Here is a 17827-nt window from a genome sequence, read left to right on the forward strand (position 1 = left end):
ACCTCACAGCGCGCCATGAAAAGACCCAACATCATCTTCATCGTCGCCGACGATCTCGGCTATGCAGACCTGGGCTGCTACGGCGGGCGCGATTCCGCTTTCGGCCCCGTGTCGCCCGTGCTCGACGGCCTGGCGGCCAATGGACTGAAGCTCACCCAGGGCTATTCGAACTCGCCCGTGTGCTCGCCCACGCGCTTTGCGATGATCACCGCGCGCTACCAGTACCGGCTGCGCGGCGCGGCCGAGGAACCCATCCGGAGCAGCAGCCGCGGCAGCACCACGCTCGGCCTTCCCACCGACCACCCCACGCTGCCGTCGCTCTTGAAGGCGGGCGGCTACCAGACCGCGCTGATCGGCAAATGGCACCTGGGCTACCCGCCGAGCTTCGGCCCGCTGCGCTCGGGGTACGACGAGTTCTTCGGGCCCATGTCCGGCGGCGTCGACTACTTCACCCACTGCGACTCCGCCGGACGCCATGACCTGTGGCTCGGCGAAGAGGACAGGAAGGAAGACGGCTACCTGACCGACATCCTGTCGAAGCGCGCCGTCGACTATGTGGAGCGCATGTCGAAGCAGCAGGCCCCCTTCTTCCTGAGCCTGCACTACACCGCCCCGCACTGGCCCTGGGAAACCCGCGACGACGCCGACAAGGCGCCGCAGGTGAAGGACAACCTCTTCGACCTGGCCGGCGGCAACATCCATGTGTACCGCCGCATGATCCATCACATGGACGAAGGCATCGGATGGATCATGGCCGCGCTCGAGAAGCACGGCATCGCCGACGACACGCTGGTCGTGTTCACCAGCGACAACGGCGGCGAGCGCTTCTCCGACAACTGGCCGCTGGTCGGCGGCAAGATGGACCTGACCGAAGGCGGCATCCGCGTGCCATGGATCGCGCACTGGCCCGCGGTGATCGCCAAGGGCGGCGAGAGCAGGCAGCTGTGCATGACCATGGACTGGTCCGCCACCATGCTCGACGCGGCCGGCGTGCAGGCCGATCCGGCCTACCCGCTGGACGGCGTGTCGCTCATGCCCGTGCTGAAGGATGCGAAGCACAGCTTCCGACGGCCGCTGCACTGGCGCATGAACCATCGCGGCCAGGAGGCGATGCGCGACGGCGACTGGAAGTACCTCAAGGTGGACGGGAACGAGTACCTGTTCAACATCCCGGCCGATGAGCGCGAGCGCGCGAACCTGGGCAAGAAGGAGCCGGAGCGCCTGGCCGCGATGCGCGACGACTGGGCGGCCTGGAACGCGACGATGCCCGGGATTCCGAAGGATGCGACGGTCAGCCTGGGGTATTCGGTGAAGGACATGCCGCAGAGATAGGTGCGCTAATTCGCTCCTAAGTCTTCTGCCTTTCGACTGACACAGGGCAAACCTAGATTCGTTGACGGTCCGCAATACCGGCGCAGCCTGCGCCGCGATGCGTCATGCCCTCCCAGTCGAAAGAACGAATTGAAAACAGCCATTCCAAACACCAGATCCGGCTTGCTGTACCCCGCCCTGACTGTGCTCGCGGCCTCGCTGCTGGCCGCGTGCGGCGGGGGCGGCAACGGTGTGCAGTTCGCAGTGCTGCCACCCGCAAGCCAGCAGCCCGCAACGGGCCAACCCGCTGCCGGCACCGGCAGCACCACCTTCAGCGGGGTGCTCACGGCCAGCGCCTTCAAGCCCGGCAGCAGCACCGACCCGGTGATCGGCGCCGGCTACTACGCAGGCGCCACCGTCTGCGTCGACGCCAATGGCAATGGCCACTGCGACGCCGGCGAGCCCGCCGCCATCACGGATGCCGGTGGCAAGTTCAGCCTCCCCTTGCCCGGCGCATCGGCACTCATCGCGGACATCGGCACCGACGCCAGGAACACCGCGACCGACACCCGCGTACCCACGCGGGAAGTGCTGCGCGCCATGCGCGAACAGGTCGAGGAACAGGGCTCGGCCGTGGTGGTGAGTCCGCTGTCGTCCGAAGTGGCGCGGCTGGTCGAAGCCAACGGCACGAGCTATGCCGCCGAGAAGCAGAACCTCGCCACACGCCTGGGCGTGCCGGCTGCCTCGCTGCTCGGCGACGTCAACACCGCCGGCGGCGCCGTGCGGACCGCCCTGCTCGACGAAGCCAATGTGCTGAACAACCGCTTCGCCTACGCCACCACCAAGCTCGACCGGGGCGACAAGTTCCCCGACGCGCTGGCCAACCCCGGCGGCGATCCTCGCCTGGCGGGCATGGCCGGCGTGAGCGCGGCCACGGCAAGCGCCGCGGACAGCCGCAAGCCCATCGACTTTTTGCAGTCGCAGCAGGCGGCTTTCAATCTCGAAGGCATTCCGCGCTACGACAACATCTTCATCGTGATGCTGGAGAACAAGGCCACGATGACGATCCTGAACTCGGCCTACGCGCCCAGGATCAACGGCTACCTGAAGGCCGGCAACCAGCTGGTGAGCTACTACGCCACCGGCAATCCGAGCGAGCCCAACTACACGGCCCTGGGCGGTGCGGATGACTGGGGCATCACCGACGACAGCCAGTGGAACTGCGACGCGACGGGCGCCAATGCAGTGCAAGACGTGCCGGTGCCGGACAACACGCAGCCGGGCCTCGCAAAGTCGCCGTTCGCTGCCACCTGCACGCAGGCTGCGGCGGTCAACCACAACATCGTCGGCAAGCCGAACCTCTTCAATGCGATGACGAGCGCCGGCCTCACGTGGCGCACGTACAGCGAGTCGATGAACCCGGGCCAGGACTTCCGGACCGACAGCGTGGCCGATGCGGCCGTCACCGCCAAGGACAACGTCTATCCGCCCGGCACGCTGGGCGGCAGCAGCGCGGCGATCGGCGACGCCACGCTCACCCTGCCGCTCCCGGCAGGCCTGTACAAGACCAAGCACCACCCGGGCATGGCCTACCAGAACGTGCGCAGCGCGCCCGAATGGAAATACAGCAACCGCACGATGGGCGGGGGCCAGTGGGACGCGGCGCTGAAGAACAGCAGCGACTACGCCGTTCCCGCCGCCTACGACTACGACCAACTCGGCACCGACCTGGCCAGCGGGAACGTGGGCAACCTGAACTTCGTCGTGCCCGACCAGTGCGACGACATGCACGGCATCAGCGTGAAAGGCCTGGGGGGTGCCGGCACGGCGAGCGACTGCAGCAGCGTGGCCAACAACGTGTCGGCCACCGCCGTGTCGCCGATCATCACGCGCGGCGACAACTACGTCGACTTCACGGTCAAGCGCATCCAGTCATCGCCACTGTGGCAGAACCCGCAAAAGCGCGTGGCCATCGTGCTGATGTTCGACGAAGGAAGCGCCACCAGCGGCTTCAACTCCTGCTGCGGCTGGAACGTGTCGAACAGCACCGCCGCCAACCCGTTGAAGCAGAACGCGGACGGCACCTGGTCGGTGGACGCGACCATCAACAACTACACCAAGGGCAACCGCGGCCATGGCGAGAGCATCTTCGGCATCCTGACCAACCAGCCGAACGCACCCAAGGGCGTGTCGGACAGCGATGCCTACAGCCATTTCTCGTTCGTGCGCACGCTGCAGGACATGTTCCAGCTGGCCGATCCGGCGATCGACGGCTCGTACATGAACCGGTCGAAGTACACCGAAGCCTTCATCGCCCAGAACATCCTGAACCTGCCCGAATACGCGGGCAGCGCGGACACGCACTTCGACAGCGTGCGGCCGATCAATCATGCCTTCGTGATTCCGGCGGGCTACACGCAGAAGCAATCGGGCGACGTCTCGACCTCGGCGCAGGTCGGACCGGATGCCAACCAGTCCAACGTCTGGTCGCTGAAGCAATGAGGGCGCTCGGTGCCGCGGGCATCGCAGGCGCGATGCTCGTGGCCGCGTGCAGCGGCAACGGTGGCAGCGGCCCTTCGGCGCTCAGCCCCGCGGCCCAGGTCGGCCAGAAGATGTTCTTCGACAAGAACCTCTCGGGCTCCGGCGCCATGTCTTGCGCCAGCTGCCACGACCCGGCGCATGCGCATGCGCCGGCCAACGATCTTTCGGTGCAGCTGGGCGGCCCGCACATGGACCGCGCCGGCCTTCGCGCAGTGCCGTCGCTGCGCTACAAGGACGTGACCCCGGCCTACGCCGACCTGCTCGACAACCCGGACGGCATCAGCGTGCCAGGGCCCGGCGGCGGGTTCGCCTGGGACGGCCGCGCCGACACCCTGGCGGCCCAAGCCCGCATTCCGCTGCTCGATGCACGCGAGATGGCCAACGCCAGCAGCGCCGACGTGGTGAAGAAACTCCGGGCCTCGGACTACGCCCCGCTCATCGCCAAGGCTTTCGGCGCCCGGGCATTCGACGACAGCGACACCGCGTTCGCCAATGCGTTGCTCGCCCTGCAGGCCTACCAGCGCGAAGACAAGAGCTTTCATCCCTACAGCAGCAAGTTCGACCTCCATGCGGGCAACAAGGTCGGCGGTGCGCTCACGCCTGCGGAGACGCGCGGACTCAAGGTGTTCGCCAACCCGGCCACGGGCAACTGCGCGTCGTGCCACTACCAGGGGGCGGGTCTCGATGGAAGTTCCGCGCTGTTCACTGACTTCTCCTACGAGGCCATCGGCGTACCGCGCAATGCCGGCATTCCGGCCAACAGCGACCTGCAGTATTTCGACATGGGTGTATGCGGCCCGCTGCGCACCGGCCATGCGCCGGCCGCGCCCGATGCCGCGAACCGCTTCTGCGGCATGTTCAAGGCACCGACGCTGCGCAACGTGGCGACGCGCACGGCCTTCTTCCACAACGGCGTGATGCATTCGCTGGAGCAGGTCATCCGCTTCTACAACACGCGCGACACGCAACCGGAGCTCTGGTATCCCACCGTGGGCGGCACGCCCAAGCCGAAGAACGACCCCGGCTTTCCGGGCTACGGCCTCATCACCTCGCAATACACGGGCGGCAAGGTCCGCAAGTACGACGACATGCCTGCGGCCCAGGTGCCCAACATCGACACGCAACTGCCGATGGACGGCCGTGCGCCAGGCTCGGCGCCGCCCATGTCGGAGCAGGACATGGCGGACCTGGTCTGCTTCCTCGGCACCCTGAGCGACGCCGACACGAAACCCGCGGTGCCGGCAAAGCCGGGTGCCTGCGTCGATTGATTTCTTCTTCTCTCCCACTTTTTCATGAACGACAAAAGAATCTTCATGGCCCTGGGTGCGGTCGCCCTGGCCGTGCTCGCCGGCTGCGGCTTTGGGCAGCCCGAAGCGAGTCTGAACGACCTGACGGCCGCGATGAATACCTACTTGGCAAGGAAGGGCGACCTGTGCCTGGGCAAGGCGCGGTGGCCCATCGACGTGCCGCAGCGGGAAGCCGGCACGCGCTCGCGCAACGCGGTGCAGATGCCGGTGCTGGAACACATCGGGCTGGTCAGCGCGTCCACGGCCAAGGTCCGGGAAACGACGGAAGGAGAAGAGCCTGCCGAGATCGCCGTCACGCGCTATGCGCTGACCGACGAAGGAAAGAAATACTTCCAGGCGCACGAAAGCGGGGGCGACTTCTGCGCCGCACACCTGGCGCTGGACAAGATCATCGGCTGGGAGGTGCCCAAGGATGCAAGGGACGCGTCCGCCGTCGTCGTCACCTACACCTACAAGATCGATGCCGCGCCATGGACCGGCGATGCCGACGTGCAAAGGGCTTTTCCGATGGTAGACCGCGTGGTGCGCGGGGCCGGCACGATGCAGCTGAAACAGAACTTCAGGCGCACGCCCACGGGCTGGGTGCCGGAGGCCGCCTGAGCCGATGGACGAGGTGCTGCGTTTCTCGCCCGCGCTGGGCGACTGGGTTCTGTCGAACCTGCGCCAGGGGTGCTCGCCGGCGCAGGTGGCAGCGGCCATGCGCGCGCAGCACATGCCCGCGGACGCCGCCAGGGTCATCGTCGATTGCGAAGCGCTGATCGCGATGGCCCGGCCGCGGCTGCGCCCGTCGACCACCGTCGATCCACTGACCGGACGCGACCGCGCGGGTGAACACCGCAGCAGCCTGGGCATGTTCTTCCGGCTGCGCGAAAACGCCTTGGTCGCGCGGCTCGACGACCGGGTTTCCGAACTCATGAACCTGCCGGTGGAGAACGGCGAGGGCCTGCAAGTGCTGCACTATCCCGCCGGCGCCCGCAGCGCACCGCACTTCGATTTCCTGGTGCCTTCGAATGCCGCCAACCAGGCCTCCCTGGAACGCAGCGGCCAGCGCGTGAGCACGCTCGTGAGCTACCTCAACGACGTGGCGGAAGGGGGTGAGACGGTGTTCCCGGACAGTGGCTGGTCGGTATCGCCACAACGCGGCAGCGCGGTCTACTTCGAGTACTGCAACAGCCTTGGACAGCTCGACCGGGCATCGTTGCACGCGGGGGCGCCCGTCTTGCGCGGCGAGAAATGGGTCGCCACCAAATGGATGCGGCAGCGGCGCTTCGTGGCCGCGCGCTAGCCCCCGGCCTGTAGACGCGCCTGGCGGCCGGCGTATCGGTTTGACTTAATCTTAGATATATCTAAAATAATTCCGATACACATCGTGAAGGACGCCCGCCATGCGACATTTCCACTTCGGCCACCACCACCCCCACCACTGCCGCGCCCCCCGGGGCGAACATGAAGACGGCGCTTCCGGCGGCTGCGGGCCCCGCCATGGCGGCGCTGAGGAGCGCATGCATGGAGGCCGCGGCGGACGCGGCGGCGGGCGGGTTTTCGGCCACGGCGGCCTGCGCTTCGTGCTGCTGCAGCTCATCGCCGAAAAGCCGGCCCACGGCTACGAGCTCATCAAGGCAATCGAAGACCGGCTGGGCGGCAGCTACGCGCCGAGCCCGGGCGTGGTCTACCCCACGCTCACGCTGCTCGAGGAAATGGGCTGCCTCAGCGTGGAGACGGCCGACACGGGCGGGCGCAAGCGCTACAGCATCACCGCCGGGGGCCAGGAATTCCTGGCCGCGAACCGAGAAACGGCCGACGCGATGATGGCCCGCATGAACGGCGGCGTCGACGGCGCCGGTCCGCGCGGCGGGCGCCCGCCGCAGGTCACGCGCGCCATCGAGAACCTGAAGCTCGCGATGCGCATGCGCCTCTCGGGCAAGCCCCTGACCGAACAACAAGCCCACGATTTCGCCGCGGTTCTCGACAGCGCCGCCCAGCAACTGGAACGCATCTAGGAAGAGTTTTCTCGAATGACCGACTTCACCACCACCGCCTCCCCCATCGCCGCCCCCGACCGCATGCCGCGCCGCGTGCGCCACGAGCTTCGTTTTCGCCAGCTCACCGTCAAGACGGCCGAGCGCATCACGCCGCACCTGATCCGCGTCACGCTCACGGGCGACGATCTCGCGGGCTTCACGAGCCTCGGCTTCGACGACCACGCGAAGATCTTCTTCCCCGACGCCGCCACCGGCAGGCTCACGCTGCCCACGGTCGGCCCCGACGGCCCGGTGTGGCCCGCGAGCGGCCGCCCGACCATGCGCGACTACACGCCGCGCCGGTACGACGCGAAGGCCAACACGCTGGAGATCGACTTCGCGCTGCACGACGCCGGCCCCGCGACGCAGTGGGCCGAAGCGGCCAGGCCCGGCGACGTTCTGGGCGTGGGCGGCCCGCGCGGCTCGTTCATCGTGCCGGCCGAGTTCGACTGGCACCTGCTGATCGGCGACGACACGGCCCTGCCCGCCATCGCACGCCGCCTGGCGGAGCTTCCATCCGGCGCCCGCGTGGTGGTCCTGGCCGAGGTCGACGGCGCAGCCGACCAGATTCCGTTCGAGACGCAGGCCGAGCTCACGCTGCAGTGGGTGCACCGCGGCGGCGCCGAGCCGGGGCTGAGCCCCGTGCTGCTCGACGCGCTCAAGGCGACGGAGCTACCGGCGGGCGACTTTCATGCCTGGGTCGGATGCGAATCGGCCATTGCGAAGGCGCTGCGTGCGCACCTGGTCGGCGAGCGCGGTGCCAATCCGAAGTGGGTTCGCGCCTCGGGTTACTGGCGCCGCGGCGCCGTGGCCACGCACGATACGCACGACGAATAGGGGCATGAAAACTCAGAGCCAGCCGGCTCGCCGGAACCGGTAGTACAGATAGCTGCAGGTCCCGCCCATCAACGCCAGCGCCATCGCATACCCATAGCGGAATTTCAGCTCCGGCATGTGCTCGAAATTCATGCCCCAGATGCCCGCGAACGCGGTGCACACGGCAAAGATGCTGGCCCATGCGGCCAGCCGCTTGGTCACTTCGCCCTCTTCGATCGTGACCATCGACAGGTTCACCGAAATGGCCGTGCCGATGGTGTCGCGCATGGCGTCGATGGATCCGTTGATGCGTCCCAGGTGGTCGGCCACATCGCGAAAATACTCCTGCGAGGTCAGGCAGATCTGCGGCACCCGTCCGCCGTGCAGCTTGCCGGCCGCTTCCACCAGCGGCGCCACCGCGCGCTTGAGGATCATGCTGCGCCGCTTCAGGTCATACAGCTGCCTGATCTTGTCGCGCGCCGCGCCGCCCTGCGTGAAGAGCTGCTGCTCGATCGATTCCAGTTCCACCTCCAGCGCGTCGATCACGGGAAAGTAGCGGTCGACCACCGCGTCCATCAGCGCATAGAGCACAAAGCCCGCGCCGTTGCGCAGCAGTTCGGGCTCGCGCTCGCAGCGCTCGCGCACGTCCTGGAAACCGTGCTCGCTGCGGTTGCGCACGGAAAGCACGTAGTTCCGGCCGACGAACACATCGACCTCGCCCACGCTCACGCGATGGTCGGCATCCGCGTCAGGCTCGACCAGGTGCATCACGACAAAGAGCGAGTCGCCGTATTCCTCCACCTTGGGTCGCTGGTGCCCATGATGGGCGTCTTCCACCGCGAGCGGATGCAGGCCGAATTCCTCCTGCATCTGGGCCAGCTCGTCGGGCGTGGCGTCGCTCAGCGCCACCCAGACGAAGCAGCCGGGACGCGTGATGTATTCGCTGATGTCCTCGACCGGGATATCGGCGAGCTTGGCGCCGTTTTCATAGGCAACGCAATTGATCAGCATCGGTACGCGTCCAAGGTCGGTCTGGGAGGGGTCAGTTGGGAGCTTCCGGGTTCGAGGGCTCGGCCAGGCGGCGGGTGGCGGCCAGCGACGCCTCGATGGCCTGCGTTTCGCTCCTGAGCAGGGCGAGCCCTTTCTCCGCGAAAGCGCGGTGACTCTCGAGGTCGGCCCAGAGGCTGGCGGCGGCTTCGGCGCTTGTCAACGACGTGAAGCGGATGCGGCCCTTCGCCAGTTCGTTGAAACGCGTCTCGCGCAACGGATCGGTCCGGTCCCAGGCGCCGCCGATGAGCACGCGCCGGCCGCGCTTGACGCGCGGTTCGAGCTCGGCAAAGAAAGGCAGCTTGGCGGACACCCAGCCCAGCATGCCGGAATTCAGCGCGGCGTCGAACGCGTTGGCGGCACCGCTGGCGCTTGCGAACTCGCGCAAGGTACCGAGCTGGTAGCGCACGGCGTCTTTCGCCCCGGCTCCGGCGCTCTCCACCGGCTTGACGATGGCCGGGCCGTTGCCTGCGCGCCCATCGGGCCGCCTTGACTTGCGCAGGTCGGCCAGCTGGGCCGGCGACATGCAGAGGTACAGCGCGGCGAGTTCTGCGGGCAAGGTGGCGGTGTCGGGCAACGCGTCCGCTTCTGGGCCTTTGAATTCGTCCGGGTGGGCCATGGGCGCCTTGTTCTTCACGCGGAGTTTCGCGCCGGCCAATTTTAGAGCGGGGCCGGTCCGGCCTGTCATCGGCGGAGCGTCCGGCCGTCCCCGATAATCGGCCGAGTGAAAACGACGACTGCGCAAGCTTCTCCCTCGACCAGCGACTTCTCCGGGCACACGCCCATGATGGCGCAATACCTGGGCCTCAAGGCCGACCATCCGGACACCCTGCTGTTCTACCGGATGGGCGATTTCTACGAGCTGTTCTGGGCCGACGCCGAAAAGGCCGCACGCCTGCTCGACATCACGCTCACCCAGCGCGGCCAGTCGGCCGGCCAGCCGGTGGTGATGTGCGGCGTGCCGTTCCATGCGGTCGATACCTACCTGGCCCGGCTCATCAAGCTGGGTGAATCGGTGGCCATCTGCGAGCAGGTGGGCGAGGTCGGCGCGAGCAAGGGACCGGTCGAGCGCAAGGTGGTGCGGGTGGTCACGCCCGGCACGCTGACCGACTCGGAACTGCTCAACGACAAGAGCGAATCGCTGCTGCTCGCGGTGCATGCGGGCACGCGCAATTTCTGCGGCCTGGCCTGGCTCAGCGTCACCGGTGCCGAGCTGCGGCTGGCCGAGTGCCCCGCCGACGCGCTCGAAGCCTGGATCGCGCGCATCGCGCCGAGCGAGCTGCTCTACAGCGCGGAAGTCACGCCGGCCTTCGAGCAGCGGCTGAAGACCGCGCGCGGGACCACGCCTTTCACGCTTTCGATCCGCCCGGCGTGGCAGTTCGACGGCGGGCTGGGCGAGCGCAAGCTCAGCGAACAGATGGGCAGCAACAGCCTGGCCGCCTGGAACGCCGAATCGCTTGCCAACGCGCATGCGGCCGCCGCCGCGCTGCTGGGCTATGCCGAGCACACCCAGGGCCGCGCCCTCTCGCACGTGCAGCGGCTGTCGGTGGAACGCGACGGCGACCTGATCGAGTTGCCGCCCACCACGCGGCGCAACCTGGAGCTGGTGCAGACGCTGCGCGGCGAAGACTCGCCCACGATGTTCTCGCTGCTCGACACCTGCATGACCGGCATGGGGAGCCGGTTGTTGAAGCGCTGGCTGCTCTCGCCCAGGCGCGACCGCAGCGAGGCGCAGGGCCGGCTCGAAGCCATCGCCGCACTGCAGTCCACGGTGCTGGGCGGCACGGCCGCGCCCTGGCGCACGCTGCGCGAGCAGCTCAAGAACACAAGCGACGTGGAACGCATCGCGGCGCGCGTTGCCCTCAGGCAGGTGCGCCCGCGCGAGCTGCTGGCGTTGCGGCTCGCACTGGCAAAGGCGGAGCAGCTGGCGCCGCTGCTGCCCTCGTCGACTGCGCTGCTCGACCGCATTGCCGAGCGGCTCGCGCCGCCGCCGGGCTGCGCCGACCTGCTGGCAAGCGCCATCAAGCCCGACCCGTCGGCGCTGGTGCGCGACGGCGGCGTGATTGCCACCGGCCACGACGCCGAACTCGACGAGCTGCGCGCCATCAGCGAGAACTGCGACGACTTTCTGCTGAAGCTCGAAGTCAGCGAACGCGAGCGCACCGGCATCAGCAACCTGCGGGTGCAGTTCAACCGCGTGCACGGCTTCTACATCGAGGTGACGCAGAGCGCGCTCTCGAAAGTGCCGGACAACTACCGCCGCCGCCAGACGCTGAAGAATGCCGAGCGCTTCATCACGCCCGAGCTCAAGGCCTTCGAGGACAAGGCGTTGAGTGCGCAAGACCGCGCGCTGGCCCGCGAGAAGTGGCTCTATGAGCAGCTGCTCGATGCGCTGCAGCCTTCGGTGCACGCGCTCACGCAGCTGGCCGGCGCCATTGCCACGCTCGATGCGCTGTGCGCGCTGTCGGAGCGCTCGCACACGCTGCACTGGCGCGCACCCAGTTTCGTGGCGCACCCCTGCATCGAGATCCAGCAGGGCCGCCATCCGGTGGTGGAGGCCCGCCTGGCGGAAAAGTCGTCGGGCGGCTTCATCGCGAACGACACGCAGCTCGGTCCGCAGCAGCGCATGCAGGTCATCACCGGCCCCAACATGGGCGGCAAGTCGACCTACATGCGGCAGGTGGCCATCATCGTGCTGCTGGCCTCCATCGGCTCGCACGTGCCGGCCGCGGCCTGCCGGCTCGGACCGATCGACGCCATCCACACGCGCATCGGCGCGGCGGACGACCTGGCCAACGCGCAGTCGACCTTCATGCTCGAGATGACCGAGGCCGCGCAGATCCTGCACAGCGCCACCGCGCAGTCGCTGGTGCTGATGGACGAGATCGGCCGCGGCACCAGCACCTTCGACGGCCTGGCGCTGGCGGCGGGCATCGCGGCCCAGCTGCACGACCGCAGCAAAGCCTTCACGCTCTTTGCCACCCACTACTTCGAGCTGACCGAATTCCCGGCCACGCACCACTGTGCGGTGAACATGCACGTGAGCGCCACCGAGGCGGGCCGCGACATCGTGTTCCTGCACGAGATGCAGCCCGGCCCGGCCAGCAAGAGCTACGGCATCCAGGTGGCCCGGCTGGCGGGCATGCCGGCCGCGGTGGTCAACCATGCGCGGCAGGCGCTGGAGGCGCTCGAATCGCAACATGCGCAAACCCGTGCGCAGGTCGACCTGTTCGCACCGCCGCCCGCGGCCGAGACCCCCATGGCCAGCGCCGTAGAATCCGCGCTGGCTGCGCTCGACCCCGACACCATGAGCCCGCGCGAAGCCCTCGACGCGCTCTATGCCCTCCAAAAACTGAACACGCGTGAACGCAGCACCGGCTGACCGGGCCTGATTCATGCGAGACGAACTCATGACTTATTGCGTAGGCATCAAACTCAACGCCGGCCTGGTGTTTCTTTCCGACTCGCGCACCAACGCGGGCGTGGACCACATCAGCACCTTCCGCAAGATGATCGTCTACGAGCAGCCCGGCGACCGCGTCATGGTGCTGCTGTCCTCGGGCAACCTGAGCATCTCGCAATCGGTGCGCGAGATCCTGCAGATCGAGGAACTGCGCGAAACCCGCGAAGACGGCTCGCAGGGTGCCCCCATCACCATCTGGAACGCCAGGAGCATGTTCGATGCCGCGCGCGTGCTCGGCTCGGCCGTGCGCCATGTGTACGACCGCGATGCCGAGGCGCTCAAGCATGCGGGGCTGGACTTCAACGTTTCGTTCATCTTCGGCGGGCAGGTCAAGGGCGAAGGCATGCGCCTGTTCCTGGTCTACGCGGCCGGCAATTTCATCGAGGCGACCACCGAGACGCCTTACTTCCAGGTCGGCGAATCGAAATACGGCAAGCCGGTGCTCGACCGCGTGCTCACGCCCGAAACCCCGCTCGACGAAGCCGCCAAGTGCGCACTGGTGTCGATGGACTCGACCATGAAGTCGAACCTGTCGGTCGGCCTGCCGCTCGACCTGGTGGTGTACGAGGCCAACAAGCTTGAGACCGACCGCGTCATCTGCATCGATGCCGACAACCCCTACTACCGCATGATGCACAACAGCTGGGGCCAGAAACTGCGCGAGGTGTTCGACAGCATCGAAGACCCGGTGTGGGACGACTCGGTCACCCAGCATCCGCTGCGAATGCCCGCCACGCGCCACAGCCCGCTGCGCAAGATCTCGACTCCGGACGAAAAGCTCATCTAGGCAAGGCCGAGCGCGGCCATGGTGATGCCTCCCGTCGTCTTCTCGCACGGCAACAGTTTTCCTGCGAGCACCTACCGCGTCGTCCTCGACAGCCTGCGCAATCGCGGCTTCGAGGTCGATGCCATCGAAAAGTTCGGGCACGATCCCAAGTACCCGGTCACCGACAACTGGCCGCACCTGGTGCAACAGCTGGCCGACTTTGCCCGGCCGCGGGCCGAGCGTGCCGGCAAGCCGGTGTTCCTGGTCGGCCACTCGTTCGGCGGTTTCCTGAGCCTCATGTGCGCGGCCATTCATCCGGCGCTCGCGTGCGGCGTGGTGCTGCTCGATTCGCCCGTCCTGGGTGGCTGGCGCGCGAACACGCTGAACCTGGTCAAGCGCACCCCGCTGATGAAGACCGTCTCGCCCGGCGCCATCAGCCGCAGGCGCAAGAACCGCTGGGCGCACCGCGAGGAGGTGTTCGAACACTTCCGCGGCAAGAAGGCCTTCGCGAAATGGGACGAGCAGGTGCTGCGCGACTACATCGACCACGGCACCTTCGACAGCGACGACACGCGCGAGCTGAGCTTCGACCGCAACGTGGAAACGGCCATCTACAACACCCTGCCCCACAACTTGAGTGCCCTGCTGCGCCGCCATCCGCTCAGGTGCAAGGTGGCCTTCATCGGCGGGCGCCAGTCGGCCGAGATGAAACAGGTGGGCATGAAGATGACCGAGCAGGTCACCAAGGGGCGCATCGCCATGCTCGACGGGACGCACCTGTTCCCCATGGAAAAGCCGCTGGCCACCGCCGCAGCCATCGAGGCGGCGCTGCGCAACCTGGCATGAGGCGGGTGGGGCCAGCCCGCCCTCACGACCCTTGTCAAGAGGGGGATATCACGCGACACACTTGGCAATCTTCTGTAACAATCGAGGAAAATAAGTAAAAACGTCCTAGTTTGCCGGCCACCGATCGAGAATGCCGTACAAATGTCAACTTCCCTGTTGGAAGCCGTTGAAGCCATCTCCCTCAGTCCGACCCTCGTGGTCGAAAACGACCGGGCGATGCAGGAACGTTTGCACTACGTTCTCTCGATGCTCGGATGCGACGAGCCCCAGATCGCCTGGACCGACGACGACGCGGCGGCCATGCAATTGCTCGGGAGCCAGCGCTTCGGGGTCGCACTGGTCGACATCGGCCTGCCGGAAGGCCGCGGCATCGAACTCATCGAATGGCTCCAGGTGCACCATCCGCAGGTGCCGTGCGTGGCCATTTCCACCTCGTCGCGCAGCTCCGACGAAACCATCTTTTCAGCATTGCGCGCCGGCGCGGCGGCCTATCTCCTGAAGGAACGCGACGATCTCGAACTCAGCATCGGCCTGCGCAGCATCGAGCAGGGCGGCGCGCTCATCGACGCGGCCATTGCCCGGCGCATTCTTGCGTGGCATGCGGCGCATGCGGAACATTCAAGCGATTCGCCCGCCATGCCCGAGGCGACGCTGACGCCGCGCGAGCGCAACATGCTGGAACTCGTGGTGCAGGGCCTCACCCACCGCGACATTGCCGAGACCCTCTCGACTCCCCGGCTGGCTGTGGAGCGCCGCACCCGGAACATCTACAGGAAACTGGCGTTCGGCTCGCGCGCCGAGCTGGTGCACGGCACCTCGAGCGGCGCCATCCTGCTGCGCTGAGGCGTCGGTCTACTCCGCCCAGACCACCGTGCCGGTCCATGCCGTGGCAAGCACCACGATGCCGAAGGCAATGCGGTACCAGGCAAACGGAATGAAGTTGTGCGTACTGATGTACTTCAGCAGCCAACGCACGCACAGCCATGCGCTCGCGAACGAGAACACCAGCCCCACCGCGAAGAGCGGGACGTCGGCCATCGAGAGCAGCGCGCGCTCCTTGTAGAGGCTGTAGGCACCTGCGCCGATGAGCGTCGGGATGGCCAGGAAAAAAGAGAAATCCGTGGCCGCCTGCCGCGACAGCCCGAGCAGCATGCCGCCGATGATCGTCGAGCCGCTGCGGCTCGTGCCCGGAATCATCGCGAAGCACTGCACCAGGCCGACCTTGAGGGCGTCCCACATCGTCATGTCGTCGACATGCTCGACGCGAATCGAACCGGGCGGCCGCTTCTCGGCCCACAGGATGATGAAGCCGCCGATGATGAAGGTGCTGGCCACCACCACGGGCGTGAAGAGCTGCGCCTTGATCATCTTGCCGAATATCAGCCCGAGCACCACAGCCGGGATGAAGCCGATGATCACGTTCAGCACCAGGCGCCTGGCCTTGGCCTGCCGCGGCAAGGCCACCACGGTCGAATGGATCTTCTGCCAGTACACCAGGATCACCGCGAAGATCGCGCCGGTCTGGATGGCGATGTCGAACACCTTGGCCTTGTCGTCGTCGAAGCCGAGCAGCGAGCCCGCAAGAATCAGATGTCCGGTCGACGAGATGGGGAGAAACTCGGTCAACCCCTCGACGATGCCCATGACGGCGGCCTTCACCAGCAAAACGATATCCACACTTGCTCCTTCAAAGAGCATCGATTATGGCGAGGCACCGAGTCAGGCCCGGATCAGCTGACCCGGGCAGTTGCGGGGTTTGTGTTGCGACCGCGGCATGCGGAACCCTGCCGGGCGGCGCAAGTCGAAGGTGTGTCGAGGCGGTGTGCCGCGACAGGAGGCAATGACCATGAAGCAAGTGAAACATTGGCAAGACCCGGTCGGCGTTGCGCTCGGTGCGTGGCTGATCATCTCGCCCTGGGTCCTGGGCTTCCAGGACGTCGATGCCGCGATGTGGTGTGCAGTGGCGACAGGGATCGTGCTGGGCGCCGTGGCCCTGGGGGCGACCCTGGTCCCGCGCGCCTGGGAAGAGTGGACCGAAGGCGCGATCGCCATCTGGCTCGTCGTATCGCCGTGGGTGCTCGGCTATGCCACGGTGGAGGACGCGATGGTGAACGCGGTGCTCGTGGGTGCGGCGATCCTGGTGCTCGCGCTCTGGGTGCTGGTGACCGACAAGGACTACCTTGGCGGATCCATGGACCGCCACGCGCACTGAGCGCATGACCGCCGCGCGGTGAAGGGGAGCGGCTCCGCTCAGCGCGCAGGGGCGGGCTGCTGCCAGCCGCCGCCCAGGGCCTGGATGAGCGCCACCGCGGAGGCCTGGCGGTTGACCTGGAGCTGCACCAGCGTGCGCCGCGCGTTGAGTGCGGCCGCCTGGGCCGTGACCACCTCGGTGTAGCTCACCTGTGCCGCGCGGTAGCGGTTGAGCAGTTGCTGCTCGGTCTTGTCGGCGGCCGCCGAGGCCTCGCGCCGCAGGCCCTCCTGCTGCGCGAGCGTGGCGCCGGCCGTCAGCTGGTCTTCGACGGCCTGGAAAGCGGTGAGCACCGCCTGGCGGTAGCGCGCCACGCTGGCTTCGTGCGCCGCCTTGGCCGAATCGACGCTCGCGCCGATGGCGCCCGCATCGAACACCACCTGCGCCACCGACAGGCCGAGCGCCCACAGCGTGTTGGAAGCGTTGAACAGGTCCTTCACGCGGCTGGCGTTGCTGCCCACCGAAGCGCTGAGCCCGAAGTTCGGAAAGTACGCCGAGCGCGCAATGCCGATCTGCGCATTGGCCGCCGCCACCGCGCGTTCCGCCGCGGCAATGTCGGGCCGGCGCTGCAGCAAGGTCGAAGGCACGCCGGTGGGGATGCCGGGCACCGTGGGCGTCCACTGCGCGGCCGGCAGGCTGAAGTCGGCCGGGGCCACGCCCACCAGCATGGCGATGGCGTGCTCCAGCGTGGCGCGCGTGCGCTGCAGCCCGACGCGCTCGGCCTGCGCGCTCACGAGCTGGGTCTGCGCCTGCAGCACGTCGGTCTGGGCCGCGATGCCGGCCTTGTAGCGGTTGCTTGTGATCTCGAAGGCGCGCTGGTAGCCCTCGATGGTCTGGTCGAGCAGCATGATCTCCGCATCGGCTTCGCGCAGCGAGAAATAGTTGGTCGCCAGGTCGCCGATGGCCGACAGGCGTGCCGACGCCAGGTCGGCTTCGCTGGCCTGGGCATTGGCCTCGGCGCTGGTCACGGCCTGCCGCAGGCGGCCCCACACGTCGGGCGCCCAGTCGACCCCCAGCGTGGCCGAGAAGGCGTTCGATGGATTGCTGCTGCCGCCGACGTTGCCGCTTCGCCGCCCGCTGCCATCGACCGAAACCGTGGGAAACAGCGCCGCGCGCTCGCCCCGCACCAGGGCCTTGGCCTGCGCATAGTTGGCCACCGCCGCGGCAATGTTCTGGTTCGACACCTGCACCCTGGCGGCCAGCTCGTCGAGCGTGGCGTCGCCGAAGAGCTTCCACCAATCGCCGCGGTCGAGCGCATCGGCCGGCGCGGCGGGGAGCCAGCCCTCTGCGGCCGGCTGTTCCTTCCAGCTGGCGGGAGCGGCCGCCGTAGGCACTTCATAGCGAGGTCCCACCGCGCAACCAGCCAGCACGGCGGCCAACGCGAGCGCGGAAAGCCTGCCGGGCAGCTGCGAAAAGATGCGTGCTCGTTGTCGTGTCATGGCAGCTTCGTTCATTCGTCTT

At 67.4% G+C, this 17827-nt stretch carries 16 protein-coding genes; 12 read left to right on the forward strand and 4 right to left on the reverse strand.

The genetic code is table 11. From position 1 onward, the window contains the following. Positions 1-15 precede the first annotated feature (15 nt). The 7 genes from ABID97_RS20770 to ABID97_RS20800 all read left to right on the forward strand — a co-directional run bounded on the left by ABID97_RS20770 (position 16) and on the right by ABID97_RS20800 (position 8017). Entirely contained in the window at positions 16-1332 is a 1317-nt protein-coding gene (locus ABID97_RS20770; RefSeq protein ID WP_354400433.1) for a sulfatase family protein, read from the forward strand. A gap of 162 nt (positions 1333-1494) precedes the next feature. Beyond that, the gene (locus tag ABID97_RS20775) at positions 1495-3813 is read left to right on the forward strand and encodes a phosphoesterase (protein ID WP_354400434.1); all 2319 of its coding nucleotides are present in this window, start codon (positions 1495-1497) and stop codon (positions 3811-3813) included. After that, on the forward strand, positions 3810-5120 hold the full coding sequence (locus ABID97_RS20780) for a cytochrome-c peroxidase (RefSeq protein ID WP_354400435.1): 1311 nt from the start codon (positions 3810-3812) through the stop codon (positions 5118-5120). Before ABID97_RS20775 ends, ABID97_RS20780 begins: the two co-directional genes overlap by 4 nt. Positions 5121-5144: 24 nt before the next feature. Continuing rightward, positions 5145-5759 carry an SEN1982 family lipoprotein gene (locus ABID97_RS20785; RefSeq protein WP_354400436.1) on the forward strand — a complete coding sequence of 205 codons (615 nt, stop codon included), beginning with the start codon at positions 5145-5147 and terminating at the stop codon, positions 5757-5759. A 4-nt stretch (positions 5760-5763) separates the two neighbouring features. After that, positions 5764-6444, forward strand: a complete 681-nt coding sequence (locus ABID97_RS20790; RefSeq protein WP_354400437.1) for a 2OG-Fe(II) oxygenase — start codon at positions 5764-5766, stop codon at positions 6442-6444. A 100-nt stretch (positions 6445-6544) separates the two neighbouring features. Next, a complete protein-coding gene (locus ABID97_RS20795; protein ID WP_354400439.1) occupies positions 6545-7159 on the forward strand; it encodes a PadR family transcriptional regulator in 615 nt (204 codons plus the stop codon). A 15-nt stretch (positions 7160-7174) separates the two neighbouring features. Continuing rightward, positions 7175-8017: a siderophore-interacting protein gene (locus tag ABID97_RS20800; protein WP_354400440.1), complete on the forward strand. Its 843-nt coding sequence runs from the start codon at positions 7175-7177 to the stop codon at positions 8015-8017. Positions 8018-8029: 12 nt separating this feature from the next. On the opposite strand, the gene corA is transcribed toward ABID97_RS20800, so the two are convergent. Continuing rightward, entirely contained in the window at positions 8030-9007 is a 978-nt protein-coding gene (gene corA, locus ABID97_RS20805) for a magnesium/cobalt transporter CorA (RefSeq protein WP_354400441.1), read from the reverse strand. A 31-nt stretch (positions 9008-9038) separates the two neighbouring features. After that, positions 9039-9662 carry a hypothetical protein gene (locus tag ABID97_RS20810; protein WP_354400443.1) on the reverse strand — a complete coding sequence of 208 codons (624 nt, stop codon included), beginning with the start codon at positions 9660-9662 and terminating at the stop codon, positions 9039-9041. A gap of 165 nt (positions 9663-9827) precedes the next feature. Between ABID97_RS20810 and mutS the strand changes: the two genes are divergently transcribed. From mutS to ABID97_RS20830, 4 genes are all read left to right on the forward strand, one after another. Further along, on the forward strand, positions 9828-12425 hold the full coding sequence (gene mutS / locus ABID97_RS20815) for a DNA mismatch repair protein MutS (RefSeq protein WP_354401831.1): 2598 nt from the start codon (positions 9828-9830) through the stop codon (positions 12423-12425). A 28-nt stretch (positions 12426-12453) separates the two neighbouring features. After that, a complete protein-coding gene (locus tag ABID97_RS20820) occupies positions 12454-13293 on the forward strand; it encodes a proteasome-type protease (protein WP_354401833.1) in 840 nt (279 codons plus the stop codon). A gap of 18 nt (positions 13294-13311) precedes the next feature. Next, positions 13312-14118: an alpha/beta fold hydrolase gene (locus ABID97_RS20825; RefSeq protein ID WP_354400444.1), complete on the forward strand. Its 807-nt coding sequence runs from the start codon at positions 13312-13314 to the stop codon at positions 14116-14118. A 141-nt stretch (positions 14119-14259) separates the two neighbouring features. Then, the gene (locus ABID97_RS20830; RefSeq protein WP_354400445.1) at positions 14260-14961 is read left to right on the forward strand and encodes a response regulator; all 702 of its coding nucleotides are present in this window, start codon (positions 14260-14262) and stop codon (positions 14959-14961) included. A 9-nt stretch (positions 14962-14970) separates the two neighbouring features. On the opposite strand, the gene ABID97_RS20835 is transcribed toward ABID97_RS20830, so the two are convergent. Further along, positions 14971-15795 (reverse strand): undecaprenyl-diphosphate phosphatase, encoded by an 825-nt coding sequence (locus ABID97_RS20835; RefSeq protein ID WP_354400447.1) that lies wholly within the window; start codon positions 15793-15795, stop codon positions 14971-14973. Between the two features lie 169 nt (positions 15796-15964). On the opposite strand from ABID97_RS20835, the gene ABID97_RS20840 reads away from it, so the two are divergent. Continuing rightward, positions 15965-16330, forward strand: a complete 366-nt coding sequence (locus tag ABID97_RS20840) for an SPW repeat protein (protein WP_354400448.1) — start codon at positions 15965-15967, stop codon at positions 16328-16330. Between the two features lie 38 nt (positions 16331-16368). Here ABID97_RS20840 and ABID97_RS20845 read toward each other — a convergent pair whose 3' ends face one another. Further along, a complete protein-coding gene (locus ABID97_RS20845) occupies positions 16369-17820 on the reverse strand; it encodes an efflux transporter outer membrane subunit (protein ID WP_354400449.1) in 1452 nt (483 codons plus the stop codon). Between the last annotated feature and the right edge of the window lie 7 nt (positions 17821-17827).

Origin of the sequence: Variovorax sp. OAS795, assembly GCF_040546685.1 — a bacterium.
Lineage (GTDB): Bacteria > Pseudomonadota > Gammaproteobacteria > Burkholderiales > Burkholderiaceae_C > Variovorax.